20 protein-coding genes are annotated in these 25,722 nt (G+C 38.5%); 9 read left to right on the top strand and 11 right to left on the bottom strand.

Translation table 11 applies throughout. The features are described 5' to 3' along the window. The first annotated feature begins 125 nt into the window (after window positions 1-125). Window positions 126-326: a hypothetical protein gene (locus CBW18_RS13495; RefSeq protein ID WP_088301872.1), complete on the top strand. Its 201-nt coding sequence runs from the start codon at window positions 126-128 to the stop codon at window positions 324-326. Window positions 327-377: 51 nt separating this feature from the next. Here CBW18_RS13495 and CBW18_RS13490 read toward each other — a convergent pair whose 3' ends face one another. From CBW18_RS13490 to msrA, 5 genes are all read right to left on the bottom strand, one after another. Beyond that, window positions 378-1,262 (bottom strand): glycerophosphodiester phosphodiesterase family protein, encoded by an 885-nt coding sequence (locus tag CBW18_RS13490; RefSeq protein ID WP_088302010.1) that lies wholly within the window; start codon window positions 1,260-1,262, stop codon window positions 378-380. Window positions 1,263-1,401: 139 nt separating this feature from the next. Beyond that, entirely contained in the window at window positions 1,402-2,259 is an 858-nt protein-coding gene (locus CBW18_RS13485; protein WP_088301871.1) for a DUF4440 domain-containing protein, read from the bottom strand. Between the two features lie 80 nt (window positions 2,260-2,339). Then, window positions 2,340-3,323 (bottom strand): M28 family peptidase, encoded by a 984-nt coding sequence (locus CBW18_RS13480; protein WP_172406531.1) that lies wholly within the window; start codon window positions 3,321-3,323, stop codon window positions 2,340-2,342. An 84-nt stretch (window positions 3,324-3,407) separates the two neighbouring features. Then, the gene (cysS, locus tag CBW18_RS13475; RefSeq protein WP_088301869.1) at window positions 3,408-4,868 is read right to left on the bottom strand and encodes a cysteine--tRNA ligase; all 1,461 of its coding nucleotides are present in this window, start codon (window positions 4,866-4,868) and stop codon (window positions 3,408-3,410) included. A gap of 180 nt (window positions 4,869-5,048) precedes the next feature. Then, the gene (gene msrA, locus CBW18_RS13470) at window positions 5,049-5,648 is read right to left on the bottom strand and encodes a peptide-methionine (S)-S-oxide reductase MsrA (RefSeq protein WP_088301868.1); all 600 of its coding nucleotides are present in this window, start codon (window positions 5,646-5,648) and stop codon (window positions 5,049-5,051) included. 280 nt (window positions 5,649-5,928) lie between these two features. Here msrA and CBW18_RS13465 point away from each other — a divergent pair, with 280 nt between their 5' ends. After that, window positions 5,929-6,891, top strand: coding sequence for an isopenicillin N synthase family oxygenase (locus CBW18_RS13465; RefSeq protein ID WP_088301867.1), 963 nt, complete (start codon window positions 5,929-5,931; stop codon window positions 6,889-6,891). Window positions 6,892-6,988: 97 nt separating this feature from the next. Then, window positions 6,989-7,831: a hypothetical protein gene (locus tag CBW18_RS13460; protein WP_088301866.1), complete on the top strand. Its 843-nt coding sequence runs from the start codon at window positions 6,989-6,991 to the stop codon at window positions 7,829-7,831. Window positions 7,832-7,927: 96 nt separating this feature from the next. Here CBW18_RS13460 and CBW18_RS13455 read toward each other — a convergent pair whose 3' ends face one another. Further along, the gene (locus CBW18_RS13455) at window positions 7,928-9,745 is read right to left on the bottom strand and encodes a serine hydrolase (protein ID WP_088301865.1); all 1,818 of its coding nucleotides are present in this window, start codon (window positions 9,743-9,745) and stop codon (window positions 7,928-7,930) included. Window positions 9,746-10,182: 437 nt separating this feature from the next. Here CBW18_RS13455 and mutL point away from each other — a divergent pair, with 437 nt between their 5' ends. From mutL to CBW18_RS13425, 6 genes are all read left to right on the top strand, one after another. After that, window positions 10,183-12,021 carry a DNA mismatch repair endonuclease MutL gene (gene mutL / locus CBW18_RS13450; protein ID WP_088301864.1) on the top strand — a complete coding sequence of 613 codons (1,839 nt, stop codon included), beginning with the start codon at window positions 10,183-10,185 and terminating at the stop codon, window positions 12,019-12,021. A gap of 95 nt (window positions 12,022-12,116) precedes the next feature. Beyond that, on the top strand, window positions 12,117-12,857 hold the full coding sequence (locus CBW18_RS13445; protein WP_088301863.1) for a rhomboid family intramembrane serine protease: 741 nt from the start codon (window positions 12,117-12,119) through the stop codon (window positions 12,855-12,857). Further along, the gene (locus tag CBW18_RS13440; RefSeq protein WP_088301862.1) at window positions 12,850-13,704 is read left to right on the top strand and encodes a rhomboid family intramembrane serine protease; all 855 of its coding nucleotides are present in this window, start codon (window positions 12,850-12,852) and stop codon (window positions 13,702-13,704) included. The genes CBW18_RS13445 and CBW18_RS13440 overlap by 8 nt, the downstream gene beginning before the upstream one ends. Next, the gene (locus CBW18_RS13435) at window positions 13,704-14,828 is read left to right on the top strand and encodes an endonuclease/exonuclease/phosphatase family protein (protein WP_088301861.1); all 1,125 of its coding nucleotides are present in this window, start codon (window positions 13,704-13,706) and stop codon (window positions 14,826-14,828) included. Before CBW18_RS13440 ends, CBW18_RS13435 begins: the two co-directional genes overlap by 1 nt. An 88-nt stretch (window positions 14,829-14,916) precedes the next feature. Beyond that, entirely contained in the window at window positions 14,917-15,549 is a 633-nt protein-coding gene (locus CBW18_RS13430) for a nitroreductase family protein (RefSeq protein ID WP_088301860.1), read from the top strand. A gap of 179 nt (window positions 15,550-15,728) precedes the next feature. Continuing rightward, the gene (locus CBW18_RS13425) at window positions 15,729-18,455 is read left to right on the top strand and encodes a carboxypeptidase regulatory-like domain-containing protein (RefSeq protein ID WP_253249034.1); all 2,727 of its coding nucleotides are present in this window, start codon (window positions 15,729-15,731) and stop codon (window positions 18,453-18,455) included. A gap of 624 nt (window positions 18,456-19,079) precedes the next feature. Here CBW18_RS13425 and CBW18_RS13420 read toward each other — a convergent pair. From CBW18_RS13420 to CBW18_RS13400, 5 genes are all read right to left on the bottom strand, one after another. Next, a complete protein-coding gene (locus CBW18_RS13420) occupies window positions 19,080-20,039 on the bottom strand; it encodes a D-glycerate dehydrogenase (RefSeq protein ID WP_088301859.1) in 960 nt (319 codons plus the stop codon). A 54-nt stretch (window positions 20,040-20,093) separates the two neighbouring features. Further along, complete coding sequence (locus CBW18_RS13415) at window positions 20,094-20,894, bottom strand: DUF4249 domain-containing protein (RefSeq protein ID WP_088301858.1); 801 nt, start codon at window positions 20,892-20,894, stop codon at window positions 20,094-20,096. A gap of 3 nt (window positions 20,895-20,897) precedes the next feature. Beyond that, on the bottom strand, window positions 20,898-23,225 hold the full coding sequence (locus tag CBW18_RS13410; protein ID WP_088301857.1) for a TonB-dependent receptor: 2,328 nt from the start codon (window positions 23,223-23,225) through the stop codon (window positions 20,898-20,900). A gap of 173 nt (window positions 23,226-23,398) precedes the next feature. After that, the gene (locus tag CBW18_RS13405; protein ID WP_088301856.1) at window positions 23,399-24,061 is read right to left on the bottom strand and encodes a GDSL-type esterase/lipase family protein; all 663 of its coding nucleotides are present in this window, start codon (window positions 24,059-24,061) and stop codon (window positions 23,399-23,401) included. A 218-nt stretch (window positions 24,062-24,279) separates the two neighbouring features. After that, window positions 24,280-25,713: a SusD/RagB family nutrient-binding outer membrane lipoprotein gene (locus tag CBW18_RS13400; RefSeq protein WP_088301855.1), complete on the bottom strand. Its 1,434-nt coding sequence runs from the start codon at window positions 25,711-25,713 to the stop codon at window positions 24,280-24,282. Window positions 25,714-25,722 lie beyond the last annotated feature (9 nt).

Here is a 25,722-nt window from a genome sequence, read left to right as displayed (position 1 = left end):
TTTAAAACGAACAAGCATTAATTATCTGCACGACAAATCACATTGTAAATCTTTATTTTATATTTTTTGTTATTATCTTTACCACACTTATCACAGCATTCATTTAAAAATCAAAAATATTAAATATGTCAGCTCACGATTCACACGCTCCGGTTCAGGAAACAAAAGGGATTTGGACACTACCTTTAGCCGCATGGATTATTGTTTTAATTCTTCTTGTAGCATTCACCAGACCAATTTTTCATCATGCAGAAGAATCAACTTCTCATGAGAAAACGGAGAAGCCACATTCAAAAGCTGAAGAGGGCGAGGCATCTCACCACTAGAAAATTACAGGAATAAAAAAAGCGATGACATCATCGCTTTTTTTATGGATTTTATTTCACCTGATGCATCAGATTGGGAAAATCAGTAATGACACCGTCTACCCCCAGGCTCATAAAATACTTCAGATCCTTAACCGTATTCACCGTCCATGGAATGATTTTAATACCCATTTCATGGCAACGATCCACCAGGCCTTTGCCAACCAGAACCGAATATGGGCTATAGATGGTAGGTTTAAAACCTAATTTTTCAATATAATCCTCAAAAGGTTCTTTCTCATCAATGAGTAAGGAAGTTTTCACTTTAGGATATTTTTCATGTAGATATTGTAAGGTTCGCATATCAAAAGATTCGATGATTACCCTTTTAGCGATTTTTTTAGCATTCACTACATCCATAATCAATTCTATAAATTCTGCAGGTTCCGGATGGAATTCATTATCGCCATTTTTGATGGTTTTGGTTTCAATACTGTAAACCGGTTTGGCTAAGCGGTGTTCCTTTATATAGGCTTCTACAGCATCTATCGTTTCGGAGAGCAAAGGTTTATAAGCCTTGAATTTCATTTGCCCTGGAAAACGGGCATGAATCTTACTTCCTACATCAAATTTTTTCACCTGCTCATAATCCATCTGATAAATATTGTAGTTTTTCTGATCCTTAAAAGAAATGGGCTTGCCATTGGGCAATAATGAAATTTCATTGTTAAAATAAGGTTCCTGAGATAAAACAACCTGTTTATCCTTTGAAATTACCGCATCCATCTCTAATGTGGTTACGCCTAAATCCAGGGCTTTCAACATGCCTTCAATTGTATTTTCGGGCATAATGCCTCTCGCTCCTGCTTTGCCCTGAACATCAAACTTCCTTTTTTGTGCCGACGCCTGAAAGAACAACAGCATGATAGCAGATAGGATAAATAGTTTTTTATGCATAAATTTTGTTTTTAGGGTAAACGTAAAACCCGGATTTAAGTTGTAAAATAATTGGATAACAGGTTTGCATTCTTCGCCCGTTAGAAATAAAAAAAGCTTTCCTTTTACAGAAAGCTCGTTTAATTCACATTTTGGGTTACTATCTTTCAGCGGGAACAAATGCTTGTACAATCAGGTTCCAGCTCGCATCAGTGGCTTTTTCATATACGAAAACGTAATTAAAACTTTCACGTAAATCTGCTTTATAATCTATGGTGGCTACTCCGAAGGTATAGGCTAAATCACTGCCCAAGGCTTTATCTACGCCTGTGGTTTTCAGGTTGATTTTACTAATCATTCCGTTATAAAACGAAACAATTTTACCTTTCCCGGTGATCAGGTCATTCCCTGGGAATAACACTCTTGCATCATCTGTCAAGAAACCACCAAAAGCTGCAACACCATGCGTTTTTAAAAAGGTATTCAAGGTTTTCTCAGTGGTGAGAATAATATCCTTTCCGGCTTTAATTTCTTTTTCATTTAAAAACTTGGGTGCAACATGATCTTTCGGTTCAATAAATTTTGCTGCGGTTTGACCCAGCGGCTTATTGCTTGAGGTTTCCAAATCAATAGCCAGCTTCCATTTACCATTTTCTGATTTCCAGATGGATAAATATTGGCCATATTTTTTCTCTGCACCATCAACCATATACGGACCGGTAGTAAAACCTAAATCACCACTGTGTGAAACCTGCGCTAAGTTAGGCTCCCAGGTAACTGATTTTTCGCTATTGGTTTGGGCATTATAATATGTTTTCACATTAACCGGATTTGGACGAAACACCAAAGCACTCGCTAATGAATGTGCCAGATAGGCATCTTTATCGCCACTTTTTGCAACCGATTTTGCGAAATCTTTTTCTGCATTAACCAGAGATTTTGTAGTTCCATCATTTTTTTGCGCAAATGCACTCAGCGCTAAAAGTGATACGATTGCTGTTGAAAATATTGTTTTCATTATATGTGTTTAAGTATAGTTGTGCGAATATAAAATTTTATCAGTTCGCTGACTTTAAAAGTAATTAACAATTACACAATTTATTTTTCGCGAAAGATGGTTTCCAGTACGGTTTGTCCGGTAGCTTTAAGCGTATTCCGATCAATATTGGCCAGGTTATCCAATTGTGTATGCCAGTTGATATAAAAACCACTGTTATCGTTATAATGGATAATATCTATTGAAGGTATACCAGCCTTGTTCATCCAGAAATGATCATCAACCAGTTTTCCGCTGGGCAGATTTACAAAATAGGAACCATAGCCAATCTCATTACCGATAGCCCATACATTGTTTACCACCGCCGGTGCCGACTGCCGTGAAATTTCATCCTGCGTAAATTGTGCATTACCGCCGCCAACCATATCCAGATTGATACCATAACGGGCTTTATAGCCTTTTGCGATGGCATTTTTAGACCAATACTGAGAGCCTAAACACCAGGTTACCTCATCTGGTGTTTCATCATTTGCTTTACCGTAGTCTTCCAGATCCCACAGCACAAAATCGATACCTACATTGGGCTGTTTTTTCTCGATCTGGCGAGCCATTTCTAAAATTACGGCTACGCCACTGGCACCATCGTTCGCCGCATCAAATGGTTTATCATGATTCGATGGATCAGTATCCTGATCAGAAAACGGACGGGCATCCCAATGTGCGGTAATCAGCACCCTTTCTCTCTTCTCCGGATTAAAACTGGCCTCAATATTTTTCAATTGAAAAGTTTTCCCATCGTAAGTCCTGGTTTTTTCACCTGTTATTTCGACTGTCGCACCAAAAGATTTAAGCTTAGCCACCAGGTAATCTGCACATTTCTGATGCGCTGGCGTACCCGGAATACGCGGACCAAAATCAACCTGGGCCTTTGTATAAACGTAGGCACTATCAGCATTAAATGCTGGCGAAACCAATTTGACCTCCTCACCGGAAGAATTTTCAGTAGCTTCAGTTTTCGATTTGTTTTTACATCCCTGAAATGCCATAAATCCAATTAATGGGATGATTAAAAGTTTTTTATTCATTTGGTAAATTTTATAGCTGGCCATTTAATCAGGCAGACGCCAAACTCCCGACCTAAGACTCCCGACTTAAGACTCCGGACTTAATTATGCCTTACTCCAGGTTGTTCCTTCTTTACTATCTTTCAATTGAATGCCCAGTTCCTGCAAACCAATTCTGATTTTATCAGATGTAGCATAATCCTTATTGGCCTTAGCCTCTGTACGCAGATCAATCACCATATCCAACACACCGTTCAGGTCATTACTTCCGGCATCTTCATCTTTTAGTCCGAGGATATCAAAAACGAAGTCGTTAATCAATTGCTTTAACTGCTCCAGCTGATCTGCAGAAATTTTGGCTTTTCCATCATATACTGTGTTGATAATTCTAACGGCTTCAAATAATTCGGCAATTAAAATCGGGCTGTTAAAATCATCGTTCATTGCATTGATGCACTTCTCTTTGATTCCTTCTATATTAAAGTCACTTGTGTCGGATACGGTTAATTTATCCAGCAAACTAATCGCGGCCATTAGCCTTCTGAAACCTTTTTCAGAAGCATCCAAAGCATCATTTGAGAAATCCAGTGTACTGCGGTAGTGTGCCTGAAGCATAAAAAACTTAACCGTCATCGGGCTATAGCCTTTTTTCAGGAGCGGATGATCACCAGTGAATAATTCTAAAGGGAGAAAACCATTACCTGCAGATTTGGACATCCGCGTACCATTTACCGTAAGCATATTGGTGTGCATCCAGTAACGGGCAGGCTGTTTATGGCTGCAGGCTTCAGATTGCGCGATTTCATTGGTATGATGTGTAGCTGCAAGATCCATCCCACCGCCGTGAATATCAAATTCATCGCCCAGGTATTTAGCGCTCATGGCTGAACATTCGATGTGCCAGCCTGGAAAACCCAAACCCCAGGGCGATTGCCATTGCATTAAGGTTTCTGGTTTTGCTTTAATCCATAAGGCAAAATCTAAACGGCCGCGTTTTTCATCCTGGCCACCCAATTCACGGGTGTTATTGAGCATATCCTCCAGATTTCTGTTGGTGAGGATGGTGTAATTATATTCCTTGCTGTATTTTTCAACATCAAAATAAACATTGCCACCAATCTCGTAACCGTAACCATTGGCGATAATGACCTTAATCATTTCAATCTGCTCGATGATGTGACCGGTTGCTGTAGGTTCTATACTCGGAGGTAAAGTATTAAACATGCGTAACACATCATGAAAACCTAAAGTGTATTTCTGTACAATTTCCATAGGCTCCAACTGTTCCAGTTTAGCACGTTTGGCAAATTTATCATCTCCTTCATCGCGATCACCTTCCAGGTGGCCGGCATCGGTAATATTACGCACATAACGAACCTTAAAACCTAAATATTTAAGGTACCTGAAAATTAAATCGAAAGATATAAAGGTACGGCAATTGCCTAAATGCACATCGCTGTAAACTGTAGGGCCACATACATACATGCCCACATGGTTTGCATTAAGTGGTTGAAAAAGTTCTTTCTTACGTGAAAGCGTATTATAAAGCTGTAAGCCAGTATTCATATTGCAAATGTAATATTTACCAGCGTAAAGTTTGAGGAATGAAAAATTGTTTAACCAACTGAATGGTTAATTGACAATTCTTCAATGAAAAGGATAGGTGAAATTGACTATCAACTACGAAAAAAGTTCCTGAACTTGATTGCATAATGCCAATCACGGTCAGGAACTCTAGATTATTCGTTATTTCTTCAATTTCGATTTAAAGATTTTTTCCAGTTTTTCAATTTTAGGTTGAATAACTAATCTGCAATAGGCTTCATTGCCGTTTTTGTTAAAATAATTTTGATGATAGCTTTCCGCAACATAAAATGGCTTTGCTGCTTCTATGGCTGTTACTACTTTTTTACCATAGGCATTTGTTTTGTTTAATTCTGCCTTATACTTTTCAGCCAGGGCTTTTTGTTCTGGTGTATGGTAAAAAATCACTGAACGGTATTGTGTTCCGGAATCTGCACCCTGACGGTTTAAAGTAGTTGGATCATGGCTTTTCCAGAAAACTTCCAATAATTCATCGTAAGAAATTTCCATCGGGTTGTAAGTAACCTGTAAAACTTCAGCATGACCCGTATTACCTGTACAAACTTCTTCGTAAGTTGGATTAGCTAATTGCCCACCTTCATAACCTGATTTTACGGCAGTAACTCCTTTTAAACGCTGAAAGATGGCTTCAGTACACCAGAAACAACCCATTCCAAAGGTTGCCTTTTCTGTTTTTTTCCCTTGTGCATTGGCCTGATTTAAGGCTAAGACAGACAATAGAATTAAAATTATTTTTTTCATGTGCTTTGTGTGTTTATTTCAGGATACTAAATACTTTATCTGATACATTCGAAACTTTCAGCTAAAATATCCTTGTTATTAATATTACGAAATAAAACCCATCATGGTTTAAGATTAAACAATAATGGATTTTTCATGACAAACCCAACATTTTGTCTTTTCTTGTGTTTATGTTAATAACTTAAAAATCTGATCATTAATTTTTTAGCTCCATCTTATTTACCTTAAAGACACTTATTAACAATTCTTTTCTAAATTCGTAAACATTAAATTTAAAATCATGTCTACACCGTATATTCCCTGTTTGGATTTGGGTTCTTATATCAATGGAACTGAAGAAGAACGTAAAAAATTTTCTGATGAGTTGGGCAGGGCCTTCAACGATTCGGGTTTTGTAACCATTACCAACCATGGTCTAAGCCAGGAATTAATTGACAAGCTGTATGAAAACATCCGTGCTGCTTTTGCTTTGCCTTTAGATATTAAAAAGAAATATGAGAAACCAGAGCTTGCTGGTCAACGTGGATATACGAGCGCAGGCAAGGAAACAGCAAAGGGTGCCAAAACGCCGGATTTAAAAGAGTTCTGGCAGATTGGACAGGAAGTGACGGATGGCGATCCGGTAAAGGAGCAATATCCCGACAATGAAGTTTTAGAAGAGCTGCCAGAATTTAACCAGGTTACGGGCGATATTTACAAGAAACTGGAAGAAAATGGAACACATCTTTTACGTGCAATTGCAACCTATCTTGAATTGCCCGTAAACTATTTTGATCAACATGTTCACAATGGCAACTCCATTTTGAGAGGTATTCATTACTTCCCTATTGAAAACCCTGAAGTTATTCCTGATGATGCTGTTCGTGCAGGTGCACATGAAGACATTAATTTGATTACTTTATTGATTGGTGCAAGTGCCGATGGTTTAGAGGTTTTAACCCGAAGCAATGAGTGGTTACCGATTAAGGCGCACCATACCGATATTGTGGTAAATGTTGGCGATATGCTGCAGCGTTTAACCAATAATAAATTAAAATCTACTACCCACAGAGTGGTTAATCCACCTCGTGAATTAATGAAAACATCCCGTTTCTCGGTACCATTCTTCCTGCACCCACGTAGCGACATGGATTTAACCAGTTTATCATCTACCATTGATGCTGAACATCCAAAAGCTTACAGCGACATGACTGCCGGTGAGTACCTTGATGAAAGATTGAGAGAGATTGGTTTGAAGAAATAGTTTGGCGTTGGAAGTCCGGAGTCGGAAGTCCATAGTCCGGAGTTAAATAATATAAAAGCATCGGCTAAAATCGATGCTTTTTTGTTTACCTTAAAATATGTATTCCATTCAATTAGAAATTTTCAGACAGATAAAAGGTATTGGCTCTGCTTCCGGTATATTTTCAAATGCCGAACAGCTATATATTGTAGGTGATAATAGTGCCTTTTTAAATCAATACGACCTGAGCAGCAATAGATTGGAAAAGATTCAGATTTTATTCGATCAGACCCTTATCCGGAAAGAAAACATTCCGAAATCCCTGAAACCAGATTTTGAGGTGCTCTGTCATTCTGAAAACACACTTTATATTTTGGGTTCTGGCTCTACACTAAACCGGAACCGCCTAATTGTATACGATTTAAATACTAAGAAAATTAAGGCTCAAAATGTAAATAAAACCTATGAAAAGATGCGGCAAGTGGCCGGGATTGACCTTAAGAATTTTAATATTGAAGGTGCTATTTTTACCGGCAAGCAGTGGTTGCTATTTAACAGGGGAAATGGTCAGGAAGGAAAAAACGGAATATTTACCTTAATGGGGAATGATTTAACAGTTGTGAGCGAGATTAAATTTAGTCCGGTTCAATTGCCTCATATCAACCATGTAGAATCTTCCTTTACCGATGCGATACAGGTAGGAAAGAATATTTTTTTCATTGCTACTGCTGAAGATACTCAATCAACTTATCATGATGGTGAGATTCTGGGAAGCTTTATCGGAAGCATTGATTTACAAAACTTAAAACTCAGCTTTAGTTATAAAATTCCAGGTCAGCATAAGTTTGAAGGGATTGCCTTATTTAAACAGGAAAAAGACCGGCTTGAATTTTTGCTATGTGAAGACCGTGATACAGCGGAGCTAAATACAACTGTTTATAAGTTAAGCTTAACTTTATAAGGTAGATTTTAAGTGTAAAACACTTTATGATAAAACTTATTTAAAGTTGCCAACTTTCTAGCCAATTGACTATTTAGAGTTGACAACTTTTTAGCTTTATTTTTTCGAGTCGTCAATCGCCTTATTCACCACATCCTGTATTCTGCCTCTAATTTTAAGATTTGATAATTTATCCGTCACTGTTGGGTTCACCCGGTTTGATAAGAAAATATAGACTAAACCCCGAGATGGATCTACCCACACGCAGGTTCCGGTATAACCGGTATGACCATAAGTTTGCGGCGATGCTAAATTAGAAGGATAATGTTTGGTGCTATCCGGATCCCAGCGATCGAAACCTAAACCACGACGGCTTACATTAGATTGCTTTGCGGTAAACATATCTACCGTTTGGGGTTTAAAATATTCCGTTCCGCCATAAGTCCCGCGGTTTAAAAGCATTTGGTACATGATAGCCAGATCATTTGCGCTGGCAAATAAGCCTGCATGGCCTGAAACACCTCCCGCCAAGGCTGCACCCTGATCATGAACATAACCTACCAACAATGTTTTTCTGAAATAAGTATCTTGTTCTGTTGGGATGATCTGATCCTTACTGAATCTGTTTCTCGGTAAAAACCCTGCAGTTTGCATGCCAAGAGGTTTATAAAACTGCTCGTAAGCATACTGATTTAATGGTTCCTCACTGATGTGCTCTACAATATCTTTCATCACATACATGCTGATATCGCTGTATACATATTTACCACGTGTTCTGATGGGCGAATTGAGCATTTTTGGCCACATAAAATCTTTAAAGAAACCTTTCTTAATGTAATACTGATCCGCCACTTTAGTAGGAAAAGCGGCAGATGAATCTCTGCTGTAATCGCCGGTTTTTACATAATCATGAAAAGGAATATATGGAATAAAACCTGCCTGGTGCAGCATCACTTCCCTCACCTGAATATTGTTCATTGGAGAAGTACGGGCTTTGGCAATATAGGTACCAATAGTGGTATCTAGTTTCAGTTTTCCTTCTTCAACTAAACGCATTACAGCAGGGGTAGTAGCGGCAATTTTAGTCACTGAAGCTAAATCAAAAATATCAGTAACCTGATCAGGTACTGTGGTATCATAAGTATGTGTTCCATAGGCCTTATTGAAAATTACCTTACCATCTTTGGCGACTAAAACAACCAAACCTGGTGTAGCTTTCTGGCTGATGGCTTCAGCCGCAATGGCATCAATTTCACTTAAACCATTTGAATTTAGTCCGGCATCTTCTGGAACCGTGTATTTCAACCTTGTTTTAGCAGTTATAAAGCCAGAACCCAAGGTATAACGTGCTGAAAAAGTAGTGGTGAGTTTATTCTCTGCCGCAATGCCACCAAAAATATATTGCGGAACCAAAGCCGCAGCATCTGCATTATTTTGTGCAGTAAAAACAATTGGCGATTGCAAGGCATCAAAGGTTTTTAAACCCGGCCCGTTACCAAAAAAAGCTATAATTACTTTTTTTGTTTTGCTGATGCTATTGATAAAATTAATATACCTGGTATTAGTGAGGTGTTGATCATCAATAGAAACCAATACGGTGTTATAGTATTTCAGGTCATCTTCCAGATCATTCAGGTTAACACTATCTTGATAATTCGCTGCAGAAAAAGAAGTTACCTTATCATATTTATTAGACAGACTATCAAAAACCATACTGTAGGCAAAACCTAAGCTGACCGAAGCAATAGTCTTTTTTTCCAGCGATTTTAAGGGAATAACCAAATCCTGATTATTTAATACCACGATGGTTTTAGCAATACTATTAGCAATGGAAAGCTTCCTTTCGTTGTTGGTATGATCTTGTGCACAAGCCATTAAACAGAGAATATTAAAAAAACTTACAGCAGCCAGAACCACTAATTTATTTCGTTTCATACGGCTAAAGATAGAAAATTGTAGTGATTTGACTTTTAAAAATCTACTTTGTAGCGGAATAAAATAAGAGCCCCTATCCGTCTATAGGCACCTTTCGCCTTGGAAGAGAAAGGCCTATGAAAAAATATTTCTCCTACCAATAGCGTCGTCCTCTCGACCGCAGTGGAGAGATCTTTGTATCTCGCTAAAAGGTGAACTTACATTATACCAAAGTTCAGTTTATTCCACCTCTTATTTTCAAGGATGAGCAAAGGGACAGTTTTAATTTCATTTGCTCAGGTTAATAATGCTTTATAAAGAAATTACTAATTCACAACAATTATATTTTAATCCATTTTTACCACCCCAATATCCGTCATTTACATGTTGAGTTTTAAACAAATCCGTTTCATTAAGCTTATTTTCTATAATTTAGCCCATTCACATTGCCATATTACATGACTGATATTATTCACTTATTGCCCGATGCTGTTGCCAACCAGATTGCTGCCGGAGAAGTTGTTCAAAGGCCAGCTTCGGCGGTAAAAGAATTGCTTGAAAATGCTATTGATGCCGGTGCAGATAAAATACAACTGGTGATTAAGGATGCTGGTAAAGCACTGATACAGATCGTAGATAATGGTTGTGGGATGAGTGTAACGGATGCACGCATGTGCTTTGAACGCCATGCCACTTCGAAGGTAAAAAAGGCAGAAGATTTATTTGCCATTCGCACCATGGGTTTTCGTGGTGAAGCCATGGCCTCCATCGCCGCGATTGCACAGGTGGAAATGAAAACCCGCAGGCATGAAGATGAGATTGGCACCTGTATTTCCATTGAAGGCGCACAGGTCATTGCACAGGAACCGGTTGCTACAGCAGCGGGCACTCAAATTTCTATTAAAAATCTGTTTTTTAATACGCCTGCCCGGAGAAACTTTTTAAAAAGCAATCCGGTAGAAATGCGCCATATCATTGATGAATTTCAACGTGTGGCATTGGCACATCCTGCTGTATTTTTTAGTTTGCACCACGATGGAACAGAGATTTTCAACCTTCCTAAAGGTAATTTGAAGCAGCGGATTGTACATCTTTTTGGCAATAATTACAATGAACGACTGGTTCCTGTTGAAGAGGAAACAACCATCATAAATTTAAAAGGATATATCGGTAAACCTGCCTTCGCTAAGAAAACGAGGGGAGAGCAGTTCTTTTTCGTGAACAACCGTTTTATAAAAGATCCATACCTTAATCACGCCGTTAGTTCTGCCTTTGAAGATCTTTTACCTGATGACAGTTATCCGCTTTACGTGTTGTTTATCGAAATTGATCCTGCAAAAATTGATGTCAACGTTCACCCAACCAAAACGGAAATCAAATACCTGGATGAAAAATCCATTTATGCGATTTTAAAATCGGCTGTAAAACGTTCCATCGGTCGGTATAACATTGCACCCACGTTAGATTTTGACCAGGAAACAGGCTTCAGTAATATGATCACGCAAAAGGCCGTGGAAGATATTGTTCCACCAAGTATCAACTTTAACCCGGATTTTAATCCCTTTGCCAGTGATAGCAGTTCAACCTCCGGTTATTCCTCCTCGCCCAGAAATTACGATGCAAAACCCAGTGCCAAAAACTGGGGTTCCTTATATGAGATTACTGACCAACCTGTTGTTGAACAAACATCCATTTACGCAGAAGACAGTCACGAAATTGAAACATCAAAAAAGCAGTACATGCAATTGCATAACCGCTATATTGTGTCGCAGATTAAATCAGGCTTAATGGTGATTGATCAGCAGATGGCACATGAACGAATCCTGTATGAACGTTTTCTCATACATCTGGATGACCGCAAAGGTGCATCGCAGCAAAGTTTGTTTCCCCAAACCATTACTTTAAACGCCAATGATTTCGAACTGGCTAAAAGTTTACTGGATGATATAAAAAGTTTAGGCTTCGATGTACGGGAATTCGGTAAAAATACGTTGGTGGTAGAGGGTGTTCCCGTAGACCTGGGAAGCAGCAGCATTAATGAAACGCAACTTTTTGAACAATTAATTGAAGGTTTTAAAAACACCCAGCAAGAATTAAAGTTAAGTAAGCGCGATCGCCTGGCAAGGAGTCTGGCTAAAAACAGTGCCATAAAAGCAGGTACAGCTTTAGCGCAGGAGGAAATGAATACGCTGATTGATGAACTTTTTGCCTGTAAAACGCCTAACTTTAGCGTGAGCGGAAAACCAGTTATCCAAACGATTACATTAGCAGAACTGGATAAAAAATTTGAGAAGTGAGGAAAGTAAAAAGTTGAAAGCTAAAAGCTTGACAACCTAAACCCTAAACAATAGGCGATCAACAAAAAACGAAAAACGATAGAAGAAAACAATAAATGAACAACATACATATTCCACCAGTAGTTAAAAACCTGCTGATCATCAATATATTATTCTTTCTGGCTACCTTATATTTCGAAACCAAAGGAATCAGATTGGGCTTTAGTCTTGGTGCTTTTTACTTTGATTCACCAATGGCCAGGCCATGGCAACCCATTACCTACATGTTTATGCATGGTGGCTGGGCACATATTTTCTTTAACATGTTTGCGCTTTATTCCTTCGGTACGCTATTGGAAGCACGTTGGGGTGCTAAAAAATTCTTGATTTTTTATTTAATAACCGGACTTGGTGCGCTTGCTTTGCAGTTAGGCGTGCAGGCCTTCGAAACCTATCAGATAACTGGTGCTGTTGTTAACCCGGGTGCCGTTTCAGTTGATTTTGCCACCAGCATGGTTGAAGCCAATATAAAAGGTTTAAACAATCAGCAATTATCAAAATTAATTGATATTTACACCACACCAATGGTAGGCGCATCAGGTGCCATTTTCGGACTTTTAGTTGCCTTTGGTATGCTTTATCCGAATGCGGAACTCATGATTATGTTCATTCCGGTGCCCGTAAAAGCAAAGTATATTATTCCTTTTTATATTCTGGTGGAATTGTTTTTAGGCGTGGGTCAGTTTGAAGGTGATTCTGTGGCACATTATGCACATTTGGGCGGGGCCTTAATCGGCTTCATACTGGTGAAGATATGGAAAGATAAAAACACCAATTTTTACACTTATTATGAATAATACTTTTAGAGATTTAAAGTTTAAAATATTTCAGTCTGGCAACCCGCTGTTTTTATATATTGGTTTAAATACCATTATATTTCTGGTTACCGCTGTTCTTTCTGTATTCTTATTTCTGGCAAAAAGCGACTTCATGATCAGCGAATGGATCAGGGATTACTTTGGTGTTCCGGCAGCAATTTCTGCACTTCCTACCAGATTTTATACAGTAATTACCTATATGTTTTTCCATGATGGTTTCCTGCACCTTTTATTCAATATGCTTGGGCTATTCTGGTTTGGGAATATCTTTATGAATTTCTTAAAAAGCAGGCAATTCCATTTTGTTTACCTGGCTGGTGGAATTACAGGTGCCCTCCTTTATATTGCCGGGTTAAATATTTTTCCGGCCTTCGCCGGAGGCATTATCGGGCAAACGGTTATTGGTTCATCGGCAGCAGTAATGGCCATCATTGTGGCTACCGCTACGCTTGTTCCCAATTATGCCATTATGATGATGTTCATCGGTGAAGTAAAAATTAAATGGGTTGCCATCGTTTATTTCTTTATCTCATTTATTGGATTATCATCTGCAAATGCTGGTGGAAATTTAGCCCATATCGGCGGTGCGATTTTAGGCTTTGCCTTTATAAAAAGTTTACAGCGTGGCCGTGACTGGAGTAAATTATTTGAGCGTAAACCAAAATTACGCGTGGTAAAAAATGAAAAACCTCCCGTTAAAAAACCTGCCTTTAAAGATGTATCACAACAAGAAATCGATGCAATTTTAGATAAAATATCTTCATCAGGCTATGATAAATTAACTGCAACAGAGAGAGAGAAATTATTCAAAGCAAGCAAAGATTAATGTCGACTAAAAAGTATAATTTACTGGATAAACTATTATTTCCGATAGCGATCATTTTAGCTATAGGGTTAATATTGGGAACAGTTGCGGGCAATATGGATCCGCGTCAACATCCTATTATTGCTTTTTTCGGTTTAGCCTATCCATATTTTTTATTTCTTCACATCATCTTTATCGCCTGGTGGTGCATGAGTAAAAAATGGATTTTCGCATTGGCCAGTGTGGTTGTCATCGCCTATGGCTATAAAACTTTAAGGGCAACATTTTCCATTAGCGGAGATAAAGGCCCTATTGAAAAAGCGGATAACAGCATTAGAATGATGACCTATAATGTTCATAATTTTAAACTATATGGTGGTGAAAATGATGAATCAGTAAAAGAAAAAATACTCCAGGTGGTGAAAGAGCAAAATCCTGATATCATTTGTTTCCAGGAATTTTATACCCGTTATAAAGGAGATTTCGATACGATTGACAGCCTGAAAAAGATTTTAAAAACAAACCATTTCTTTTTTGTTCCGACCAATAAAAACGATTATGAAGCCATTGGTTTAGCCATTTTTTCAAAATTCCCGATTAAAGCCTCCGGTAAAATCCCATTTGTGGAGGGCTTCCCCGGCAATATGAGCATCTACACTGATTTAGATGTTAAAGGCCAAAACTTAAGGGTATACAATGTGCATTTCCAATCCATTTCTTTCGAAAAGCAGGATTATGAATACCTTGATAAGGTGAAAGAAATGAATACACAAATTCAGCCATCAAAACGCATTTTAAGGATGTTAAAAAGTGCTTTTCTTAAAAGGAGCAGTCAGGTAGACGTAATGAAGAAAGAAATGGCAAACTGTAAAACCCCTTACCTGATTGCCGGAGATTTTAACGATACGCCTGCATCATATGTAGTGACCCAGATTACTCAAAACCTTAACAATGCTTTTATTAAAAAAGGTTCGGGCTTCGGCACCACTTACAATGGCAAATTTCCAAATTTTCAGATCGATTATATCGCCACCTCCAAAAACTTGGAAGTGCTGAACTATAAAATAGAAAAAGCAAAATTATCAGATCATTTCCCAGTAAGAAGTGATTTAAGACTAAACGCTCAACCACTAGAGAAGAAATAGTTATTTGCCCTGCATGAATTTATTTTCTTATCATACATCAACATACCAGGTAACTGTTTTGCAGATATTTGGATAAAATTTATAACCCATGAGCTTAATCGATGCACTAAACTGGCGTTATGCCGTTAAAAAAATGAATGGTCAGCCTGTAGAACAAGATAAGGTAGATCAAATTATAAAAGCTGCGCAGTTGGCCCCAACATCTTCAGGCTTACAGCCTTTCAAGGTTATTGTCATCACAAACCAGGAATTAAAAGAACAAATCTTGCCAATAGCTTATAACCAATCGCAAGTGGTAGCTGCTTCTCACCTTTTGGTTTTTGCTGCCCAGGAAAATTATACCGAAGAAGGAATTGATGAAGTGTTCGATAGAATGAATACCGAACGCGGTTTGCCCTTAGATACTACAGATGCTTATAAAGCACAGTTAAAAGGCATGGTATTATCCCGATCTGCAGAAGAAAACTTTCACCATGCAGCCAAACAGGCCTACCTGGCTTTTGGTGTTGCCATTGCCCAGGCCGCTTTATTAAAAGTTGACCATACGCCTATGGAAGGTTTTGATGCCTCAAAACTGGATGAATTATTAGGCTTAAATGAAAAACATTTAAAAAGCGTAACCTTATTACCATTAGGGAACAGAGATGAAAATGGCGACTGGCTGGCGAATCTTAAAAAAGTGCGTACGCCTTTAAATGAGTTTGTAATAGCATACAAATAAAAAATCCATATCCAACAGTATAATGAACAAGCTGGCTTTGGCCGGCTTGTTTTTTTTACATTGAAATTCCGGTAAATTTTCTGAATACATAATGTAAAAAAGTGTTAAAGATGCATACAATTTAGGTGCTCTATTTTTAATTGGATATATTTACAACCTAAGTATTTAATTTCCAATTCATGAAAATTTTTAGACTATCCTTTTTAATCCTCACCCTTCTATTTACCATACATTTTTCCTCATCAGCACAAACGGATACAGTTAGCATCAATACCCTCATTGCCAAAACCAACAAAGCATTAAATGATTATCCGTCAGAGAAAATCTATCTTCATTTTGATAAGCCTTATTATGCCATTGCAGATACGGTTTGGTTTAAAGCTTACGTAACCGAGAATCAAAACTTGCTATCCGGAATCAGTAAGATTATTTATGTTGATGTGATTAACCAGAAAGATTCATTGATCCAAACGATAAAACTGCCTGTTACCGGCGGTGTGGCGAATGGAAATTTCCCTCTGGATCAGGTGAATTATAAACAAGGCAATTATCATATCAGGGCTTATACCATGTGGATGCTCAACTTTGATAACCCAGCTTATTTTAATAAAACTTTCTATGTAGGTGAGGCGATTGATAAAGAAGTTAAAACCCACATTACCTATAAAAACACTTCTACTGATAAACAGGAAAAGATTGATGCCCGTGTGCAGTTTAAAGATGCCAATAATAAGCCTTATGCCAACAGAAACGTAAGCTGGCAGGTAGTAACCAGTTATACGGTGATTGCCAAAGGCAGGGGTACAACTGATGCCAATGGTTACCTGACAATTGCCATGAGTGCCAACCAAAAGGCCGAATATCAATTAAAAAAAGGTGAATTAATCACCAGCCTGAATACCACGGATAAAGATGTAGTAAGCAATAGCTTTACCCTGGCCAATGCCATTTTAAGTAAGGATTTTCAATTCTTTCCCGAAGGCGGAAACCTCATTGCCGGACTGGTAAATAAAATCGCCTTCAAGGCCATTAAAAGTGATGGATTAGGCATTAATGCTAAAGGAACTGTTACCGATAGCGATGGCAAGCAAATCGCGACTTTTAATGCCCAGCACCTGGGGATGGGCAGTTTTGATTTACTGGCCGAAAATGGAAAAACGTACAAAGCCACGGTAACTTATACGGATGGCACTACAGCGACTTATCCCCTTCCGGCCGTTAATGAAAAGGGTATCAAAGTAACCGTTGATAATACGGACGCTGAAAACGTTCAGGTTAAAATTGTTTCTAATGATGCTTTCTTCGATGAAAATCAGGGCAAAAAGCTATATCTGGTAGCACAAAGTAAAGGTGTAATCTGTTATGGTGCGCAAACGGCATTATCAAATAAAGAATATAGTACGAGTATTTTGAAATCTAAGTTTCCATCTGGCATTGCACAGTTCACCTTATTTACAGATGCAGGCAAGCCACTAAGTGAGCGATTGGTATTTGTTCAGCATAAAAATAACATGGCTGTCACTTTAACCACTGCAACCCCAGCTTATGGCGTAAAGAAAAAAGTAAAGGTTAATGTATCTGCTAAAAAAGATGGTGCTCCTGTTGAAGGAAATTTCTCTGTGGCAGTGGTAGACGAAACAAAAGTACCGGCAAATGATGATGCTGCCAGTACCATTTTAACCGGACTATTACTCAGCAGTGATATTAAGGGGTATGTAGAAAAACCTAATTATTACTTTAACGCACCCGATGCTAAAAAGAATGCTGACCTGGATGTACTCTTGCTTACGCAAGGTTACCGCAGTTTTAAGTACACGGATGTGTTGGCAGGCAACTTACCAAAAATCAGCTTTATGCCAGAACAGGGCATAGAAGTTTCTGGAATATTAAGAATGAATAATGGTATTCCGGTGAGGAAAGGACAGTTATTGCTTACCATTCCTGATAAACGTTTTAACCTGGAAGGCATAACAGATCCGGTTGGAAATTTCAGGTTTAAGAATTTAGTGCTGAATGATTCTTCAAAAGTAACCATCACGGCTAAATATAATCCCAATTATAAAGCCATGGCCATCAGCCTGAACGGATCTCCTGTACCAACCCTAACCCGAAATTTCAGTGCCGCAGAGGAGGTTTTAAACATTGATAGTGCCCTGACCACTTATTTAGATAACAGCAAAAAGCAGTATTCTTATTTACACACGCTAAAAGATGTAACCATTAAAGGTGCTGTTACCCCGAAAGTGAGCCATAAAGATTACCCCAACCTAACCGGACTTCCGCAAATGGCTGATCATGAAATAACAGGTGATCGTTTACAAGGTTGTGCTTTATTAATTAATTGTTTGCAGGGTATGCTTGCCGGTGTAACCTATCAGGATAATAACTTTTATGTAACCCGCGACTTTAATGCCGGTAAAAAGATTCCGATGGGAATTTTTATCAATGGAATGAGTGTTGATGTGAACCAGATTAACACTTTAAATCCAAATGAAATCGAATCTATTGAAGTATTTTTAAGGGATGAGCTGGGTTTAGTAAACCGTGCAAATAACGTAAATGGAGTAATTGTATTTAACCAGAAGAAAGCACCGAAGGGAACGAAAATCTCAAAAGCGCAATTGCTGGATTTGCTTCCTAAAAACTACGAAGTGACGTTTTCACCTCAAGGTTATAATAAAGAGAAACAATTCTATTCGCCTAAATATGATGTTCCGGCTAATATGAACAAAACCGATTTAAGAACCACCATTTACTGGAATCCAAAAATCATTACAGACGCTACCGGAAATTCCTCTTTTGAATTTTATAATGCAGATGGAAAGGGGCAATATAAAGTGATTATTGAAGGAATTGACGCCAATGGAAACTTAGGCAGATCGGTATTACGATATACGGTTAAATAGTAGTAATATGGTTTTATAATGGCTCGGATACTGATGGTATCTGAGTCTTAATTGATTTATATAGTTTAGTAGTTCCCGCTGATTTCGCAGATCCACGCAGCTTCATTATTCTGCGCTTATCATTTTAAATCTGCGGGAGTTAATAGCATGTCATTCAGAGTTTCCCGCGGATTTCGCAGATCCACGCAGATTCTTACACCTCACTTAAAAAAAATAAGTAAGTATCAGCTTCATTATTCTGCGCTCATCATTTTAAATCTGCGGGAGTTAATGGCGTGTGATTCAAAGTTTCCCGCTGATTTCGCAGATCAACGCAGATTCATACACCTCGTTTAAAGAAAATAAGTAGACATCAACTTCATTATTCTGCGCTTATCAATTTAAATCTACGGGAGTTAATAGCATGTCATTCAGAGTTTCCCGCGGATTTCGCAGATCCACGCAGATTCTTACACCTCACTTAAAAAAAATAAGTAAGTATCAGCTTCATTATTCTGCGCTTATCATCTTAAATCTGCGGGAGGTAATGGCATGTCATTCAAAGTTTCCAACAGATTTTTATACTGATCCGGAGTAACTACTGATAAAAGTAAACGTATTTTATACACTGGAAACTTAAATCACTTACCAAACAGGATACGGCAATTTCTCACCATTCAATCCGGCAATAACATTTTCAGCAATGAGTTTCGCCATGGCATCACGTGTTTCTTCCGTTGCGGAGCCGATATGAGGCAAAACAGCCGCATTATCCATATTTAATAAGGGGTTATCTTTATCCATGGGTTCAGGATTGGTTACATCTAAACCCGCACCCCAGATGATTTTTTCTTCCAATGCCTTGATTAAATCTTTTTCATTGTGAATGCCACCTCTCGCTGTGTTGATAAATATGGAGCTTGGTTTCATTTTTTTGAAAACATCCATCGAAAATTTATCTTTGGTTTCATCCGTCAGCGCAGTATGAACGCTAATGACATCACTTTTTGCCAGCAATTCTTCGAAGGAAACATATTTTGCATCGATTTCTTTTTCTGCAGCTTCGTTACGAGACCGATTGTGGTAAATAACAGGCATCTGAAAAGCACCTGCACATTTTTTAGCCATTTCCAGTCCGATTTTCCCCAATCCAAAAATGCCCAGTGTCTTTCCGTTTAACTCTATACCTAATTCTGGCGTAGGCTCGTAATTCTGCCACTTACCATTTATAATTTTCTTATGCAGGTAAAATGCTTTTCTGGAAACGGCCAGCATTAATAAAAAAGCAGCAGAAGCCGTAGCACCGCTTAAAACACCAGGTGTATTGCCAACGTGAATATTTAACTTTTTTGCCTCCGCTACATCTACCTGATCAAATCCTACGGAGTGAAGCGCAATAACCTTTAAATGTTTAACAGCATTCAAAAATTTAGCATCAATTTTATTCGGGCCCACACTCACTAACGCATCCTGATCTTTACAGGCCTCGATTAATTCTTCAGGAGTAATCTGCCGATCCTCCTTCCATTGGGTAATTTCTATGTTTTTTTCTTCCAGTTGTTTTATACCAATCTGTGCAATGTTACCGCTTATAAATACTTTCATACAGTCAAAACAATGAAAATTTGAAGGTGTTTTAATATTCCAAAATCGGCATCTTTATTTTACCGTGGTACTTAACCTTTGAAAAGTATGGGCACTAAAATAACCTAAAGCTCCGTTAGAAATATTAGATGTTGGATTAGCAGGTGTTGTCCCCTGATTCGGACCTCCACCAGATTGCTCGCTTAATGCGTACCAGTAATTAAAAATATTGGCGTCAATACCTTCCATTTCTACACTAATATTATCGCCGCTTTTTAAACCCTCATCGTCATCATCATTTGCCTCATAAAACAATTGAATCCGCAGGTTATTGCCATTGGTTAAGCGATCGTTGTTCACATAAATCCGATCAGAAAAAAAGCCATTTACATACAGGTTAAAGTGGTAAAAATTGGTTTCATTTACAGGATCTACCAGAAAAGCAGCAGCCGTTTTACGCTCATTTCCAAAAAAGTTATTGGTTATCACACCAATAGAATCCAGCTTCACAAGGTTAGGCATTTTTGAACTGGCCTGGTAATTTTTACCCTCAGCAGTGACATCCATTTTATAGGTAATACCAGCAACACCTCTCATACGGTTTACATAAATACCGGGCGCCTTCTCTGTAAAAACATAGGTGTTGCCATTGTTATCACTCACTTTAACTGTAGCGCCTGATACTTTGGGATAAACCCCTTTCTCATCATAGCCCACAGTTTTACTGATCAAAATCTGCTGTTCGATTAACCTGTTTGAAATTTTCCCTTCAATAACCAACTGTGGTGCTGCATTGTTGGTATCAATCTGGATAATCTTTTTACAGGATGCCAGACCAATAGTGGTCATCAGCAAGTATATTAAATATTTTTTCATGGGTTAAAATTTAAAATTCCAGGTTACAGAAGGAATAATTCCAAAAAGAGAGGTTTGTTCTGCCGCGGTTTTACCTGGCTCATTCGGATCATTGATAAACTCAATTGAATATGGATTTTTTCTGTTCAGGGCATTATATACACCAAAGTTCCAGCTGGATTGAAATCTGCCTCTGCGTTTGCCTTCCAGCGTGGCACTTAAGTCCAGGCGCATATTATAGGGCATTCTTCCAGCATTTCTTTCTGTATAATAATATACTGTTTGTCCGCCAACGATATACTTCCCTGCCGGAAAAGTAACGGCATTTCCGGTGCTGTAGATAAAGCTGGAAGAGAAAGTCCAGCGTTGATTCATGTTATAGATACCAACTACCGATAGATCATGCGTGCGATCCTGTCGGGCCGGGAAGTAGTTCCCGTTATTCAGTTCCGCAAACTTCCGTTCTGTTTTTGATAAGGTATAACCAATCCAGCCATTGATCTTTCCGAATTTCTTTTTAAAGAACAATTCCAAACCATATGCCCGGCCCGTTCCATAAAGCAATTCTGACTCTACATTTGAATTGGCCAGCAGTTGCGCCGCATTCTTGTAATCGATCTGATTCTGCATCCATTTGTAATACACTTCACCAGACAGTTCATAATTATTTTCATCGAGGTTTTTAAAATAACCCAGGGCTACCTGATCTGCGATTTCGGGTTTGATGTTATTGCTGCTTAACACGTACTGATCAGTGGGTGAACTCGATGTGGCATTGGTTAAAATATGGATATTTTGTGTATTTCGGTTATAAGATGCTTTTACAGAGTTTCGTTCGTTGAACAAATAACTCATGGAAAAACGAGGTTCCAGATTGAGGTAATTTTTATAAAACTTCCCACTACCGACCTGATCTGTCTGGTTGATATTTCCTTCCTTATCATACTGGCTAAAATTACCCGGACCTAACAATGAAAAAGCAGCCAGGCGTACTCCATACAAAAAGTTAAGCTTATCGTTTACCGCCCATTCATCTGATACATAGACGACACTTTCCAATCCATAACGTTTTTCTTGTACCAGTGGATTCACCTGCGATTCCTGACTGCTTGTCGTGATATCAATGGGCGAAATGCGGTGATGCGTAGCGTTTAAGCCAAACCTGAAAGTGTGCTGATTACTGAAATATTGAAAATCTTCCTTGAAATTAAAATCCCTCACCAATGAAGTAGCCTTAAAATTGGTGACATCATTCAGCAGCCTTACGGTGTAGTTATAATTGTTGTAAATGAGGGAAGTATTGGAAAATAAGCGATCGTTAAAAATATGATTTAAACGAATAGTGGTGGTTACATTTCCCCAGTTGTTTTCAAACAAATCTTTAACACCAATATTATCCTTACCAAAATAGCCAGAAATATAAATGGTGTTTTTATCGTTGATTTTATAATTCGCCTTGGCATTGATGTCATAAAAGTTCAGGGTACTTCCATTGATGGATGAATCAGGTGAAGCACGTAAAAAAAGATCGATATACGTCCGCCTGAAACTGACCATGAATGAGCCTTTATCTTTTACAATAGGTCCTTCGGCTTTTAGTCGGGAGGCGATTAAACCTATTCCACCCTGAAATCTAAATTCCTTATTATTGCCATCATCCATTTTAACGTCTAAAACGGATGATAATCGGCCGCCATATTGTGCGGGCATTCCACCTTTGTATAAACTTACATCCTTGATGGCATCGGCATTAAAGGTAGAAAAGAAACCCAAAAGATGCGAGGAGTTGTAAACCACTGCCTCATCCAGGATAATCAGATTTTGATCGGCCGCACCACCACGTACATAAAAACCTGTATTTCCCTCGCCTCCTGATTTCACACCTGGCAGCAATTGAATGGTTTTTAAAACATCCTTTTCCCCCAACAAAACCGGAATAGTGTTTAAGGATTTCATATCGATCCGCTCCAGACCCATCTGCGCACTTTTGACGTTCTCATTTTTGCGGTTATTGGCATTTACCGTTACTTCGGCCAGATCATTGGTACTCTTCAATTCCTCATTCAGTTTCGTATCCTTATTGAGGGTAATGCTTTTTGTTACGGGAATGAAACCAGTATAACTCACCGTAACGGTGTACGTTCCTTCGGTTTGTGTTAAGGCAAAATAACCATAGTTGTTGGTTAGTGTAGCCGCATTGGCTGGCCCTGATATTTTAATGGTAGCACCAATTAAGGTTTCGCCAGAACTTGCATCACGGATGGTACCGCTTAAAGTAAATTTGTTTTGAGCGGAAACCGATGAACTGAATAATAACAAAAGGAAAATAGGCAGGTAGAATTTTATCGACATATATACGGGAATCTTTTGAAATAAAGTTTCAAATGTACGAAATACGTAATGATGTCCATGTGATGAATGTATTAATGCAGACACATTTAATCAAAATGGCGCACTGCATTGTGCTGACGTAAGGCCATCACTCAACTAATGTCATTCGATCAAAAAGCCAACGTCATATTAATTTAATTCTTCAATAAATGTGGTTCAACTGCTTTTTTCCAGATGGCATATCCCGCAGCATTCATGTGCAACATATCTTCCACAAAAAGTTCCGGACGTAGATCGCCCTTTTTTGTTAACATTAAGCTGTACACATCAATAAATTTGGTATTGGATTCTTTGGAAAGAAAAGCTTTGATTAATGCATTAGCGGCGATTGCTTTTTCTTTGAATGCCGCTCTGCTAGGGCTGGGTTTAATGGAGATGTACAATATGGGTGTATTGGGCAATGTAGCCCTTATCGATTTATATAGGGTGATGGTTCTGTTCAAAACCGAATCGGGTGTAGTCTTTTCATTTGACAGATCGTTCTCCCCTACATAAAGTACAATTTGACGGGGATGATATGGAAAAACAACATCCTTTAAATAGAAAGTAATGTCGTTGGTTACCGCCCCGCCAATGCCACGGTTAAGTACATTGTATTTGGCAAAAACCTGGGTGAGATCATCCCATTTACGAATGGATGAACTCCCTACAAATAGTATGGGTTTCACCGGAGGTTTATACATCTGGTCATATTTTTTTATCGTTTGTACATCATCCCAGAAAGCAGGTTTATTTTGGGCAAAAGCAGCTATAAATAAAAACGGAGAAAGAATCAGTGTAAAGATTATTTTTTTCATGATGTTGAGATTTTGAAAGGGCACAAGATAACAATCGTACATATAAATTTAAGAAATTTGATGTAACAGATTTAGTGACCGCGGTTTTTATACTATAGATATGACCTTTATTTAAGGCTCTTTAAAAACTAGTTTGAGCAAAATGAGTAAAGTAAGAACACTGCGCAAAAAAGCCGCTTTAACGATTGCTAAAGCGGCTTCAAAATTTTGCATGAAGATTATTTCACATCAAACCATAATCTCGTGGTTAACAAATCTGCTCCCTGACTGGCTACCGCATTCCTGTAACTCTGCCCATTGAGCGATTGCTCCGTTCCGGGATAGATAAAGCGTACCGGAATTTGTCCGTTTAACACTGTATTAACTGATGGCGTAAGTTGAGGATAATCCAGCCTGCGTCTTTCTGCCCAGGCTTCCAGACCTTGTCCGAAGAGTGCAATCCACTTTTGTTCGCCGATTGATTTCTTATAATTTGTCGCATCATATTGCACTGCGGCCTGTGTTACATAACTGGCGACTAAAGCATCAGCTACGCCAAATTGTTTTAAAGAAGCGACAATCCCTTGCTGGTATAAATCAGCCGCGTTCTCTGCGGTAAAACCTCTTGCTGCTGCCTCTGCCCGATCGAACAATAATTCTGCATAACTAAAAATTACTGCCGGTGATTGTGGCGCCAGAAAATAAGTGCCTGGTTTGGAGGTTTTCGCAAAACCAATACCACTGGCTTCTGAATTGGTTAAACCATTAGGTAACCCTACATATTCTTCAGCTGTAGCTGTTTGCGTTTTACTGGCATAAACAGGTAAACGGGGATCATTCAGACTGAATAATTTATCTACAATGGTTTTGCTGATCCGGTAATCATCCCTGGTATCAAACAATGCACTCACCGGGTTTTGTTGTGGTGAACTCTGATAAATTAATTGTGCAATATCTGCATTTTCACTCATGTAAGCATCACCGTCATTTTTAATATCGTCTAAAACCTGCTTCGCCTTCGCTGGTTCCTGGTCTGCTATCCGGAGTGCAATCCGTAACCTGAGTGAGTTGGCCAGTTTTTTCCACCTGGTAATATTGCCATTGTAAATTACATCTCCGGCAATCGCTTTTCCGGCAGGATCTAAGGTATTTTTTGCTGTTTTCAAATCTTTTAGCAGGCCGTCATAAACATCCTTTTGTTTATCATAAACTGGCGTGATAAATTCTTTTATTTGTCCTGCCTGACTGTATGGGATATCGCCATAAGCATCAGTAAGCAACAAAAATGACCAGGATCTTAAAGTTAATGCCACACCCGTATAATTTGGATTACTGGTTGCATTTCCAATCTCTATAATTTTATTTAAACCATTAATACTGGTTGAATATAAAGTAGACCATAGCGTAGTAAAGCTACTGTTGGTATAAATAAACCTATCTTCTTCCGTATACTGTACTTTTGCCCAATGCTGAACAAACAGGAGACTGGAGTTCATGTTATTGGTGGTGCCCCAATAGGCGTCAGCTGTATTTTTGATGGCGGCAGTTAACAAATAATCAGGCTGTGCATTTTCAGTTACATTGGGGTTGATGTTGGTCTCATCCAGTTCTTTCTTGCAGGACGTAGCGCAAACAGAAAGAGAAATCAGGCTATATAATAATATTTTTTTCATGATGGAAAG

The organism is Pedobacter sp. AJM, from assembly GCF_002197755.1.
Taxonomy (GTDB): Bacteria; Bacteroidota; Bacteroidia; order Sphingobacteriales; family Sphingobacteriaceae; genus Pedobacter.
The sequence above is the reverse complement of the archived record's forward strand: the minus strand, read 5'-3'. Positions and strand labels throughout refer to the sequence as shown.

Excerpts from the sequence above, each read along its gene's own strand:
- CBW18_RS13455 (WP_088301865.1), bottom strand. The coding sequence starts at position 9,745 with ATGAAACGAAATAAATTAGTGGTTCTGGCTGCTGTAAGTTTTTTTAAT.
- CBW18_RS13405 (WP_088301856.1), bottom strand. The coding sequence starts at position 24,061 with ATGAAAAAAATAATCTTTACACTGATTCTTTCTCCGTTTTTATTTATA.
- cysS (WP_088301869.1), bottom strand. The coding sequence starts at position 4,868 with ATGAATACTGGCTTACAGCTTTATAATACGCTTTCACGTAAGAAAGAA.
- mutL (WP_088301864.1), top strand. The coding sequence starts at position 10,183 with ATGACTGATATTATTCACTTATTGCCCGATGCTGTTGCCAACCAGATT.
- CBW18_RS13435 (WP_088301861.1), top strand. The coding sequence starts at position 13,704 with ATGTCGACTAAAAAGTATAATTTACTGGATAAACTATTATTTCCGATA.
- CBW18_RS13400 (WP_088301855.1), bottom strand. The coding sequence starts at position 25,713 with ATGAAAAAAATATTATTATATAGCCTGATTTCTCTTTCTGTTTGCGCT.
- CBW18_RS13440 (WP_088301862.1), top strand. The coding sequence starts at position 12,850 with ATGAATAATACTTTTAGAGATTTAAAGTTTAAAATATTTCAGTCTGGC.
- CBW18_RS13415 (WP_088301858.1), bottom strand. The coding sequence starts at position 20,894 with ATGAAAAAATATTTAATATACTTGCTGATGACCACTATTGGTCTGGCA.
- CBW18_RS13485 (WP_088301871.1), bottom strand. The coding sequence starts at position 2,259 with ATGAAAACAATATTTTCAACAGCAATCGTATCACTTTTAGCGCTGAGT.
- CBW18_RS13420 (WP_088301859.1), bottom strand. The coding sequence starts at position 20,039 with ATGAAAGTATTTATAAGCGGTAACATTGCACAGATTGGTATAAAACAA.
- CBW18_RS13465 (WP_088301867.1), top strand. The coding sequence starts at position 5,929 with ATGTCTACACCGTATATTCCCTGTTTGGATTTGGGTTCTTATATCAAT.
- CBW18_RS13460 (WP_088301866.1), top strand. The coding sequence starts at position 6,989 with ATGTATTCCATTCAATTAGAAATTTTCAGACAGATAAAAGGTATTGGC.
- CBW18_RS13445 (WP_088301863.1), top strand. The coding sequence starts at position 12,117 with ATGAACAACATACATATTCCACCAGTAGTTAAAAACCTGCTGATCATC.
- CBW18_RS13480 (WP_172406531.1), bottom strand. The coding sequence starts at position 3,323 with ATGAATAAAAAACTTTTAATCATCCCATTAATTGGATTTATGGCATTT.
- CBW18_RS13495 (WP_088301872.1), top strand. The coding sequence starts at position 126 with ATGTCAGCTCACGATTCACACGCTCCGGTTCAGGAAACAAAAGGGATT.
- CBW18_RS13425 (WP_253249034.1), top strand. The coding sequence starts at position 15,729 with ATGAAAATTTTTAGACTATCCTTTTTAATCCTCACCCTTCTATTTACC.
- CBW18_RS13410 (WP_088301857.1), bottom strand. The coding sequence starts at position 23,225 with ATGTCGATAAAATTCTACCTGCCTATTTTCCTTTTGTTATTATTCAGT.
- msrA (WP_088301868.1), bottom strand. The coding sequence starts at position 5,648 with ATGAAAAAAATAATTTTAATTCTATTGTCTGTCTTAGCCTTAAATCAG.
- CBW18_RS13490 (WP_088302010.1), bottom strand. The coding sequence starts at position 1,262 with ATGCATAAAAAACTATTTATCCTATCTGCTATCATGCTGTTGTTCTTT.
- CBW18_RS13430 (WP_088301860.1), top strand. The coding sequence starts at position 14,917 with ATGAGCTTAATCGATGCACTAAACTGGCGTTATGCCGTTAAAAAAATG.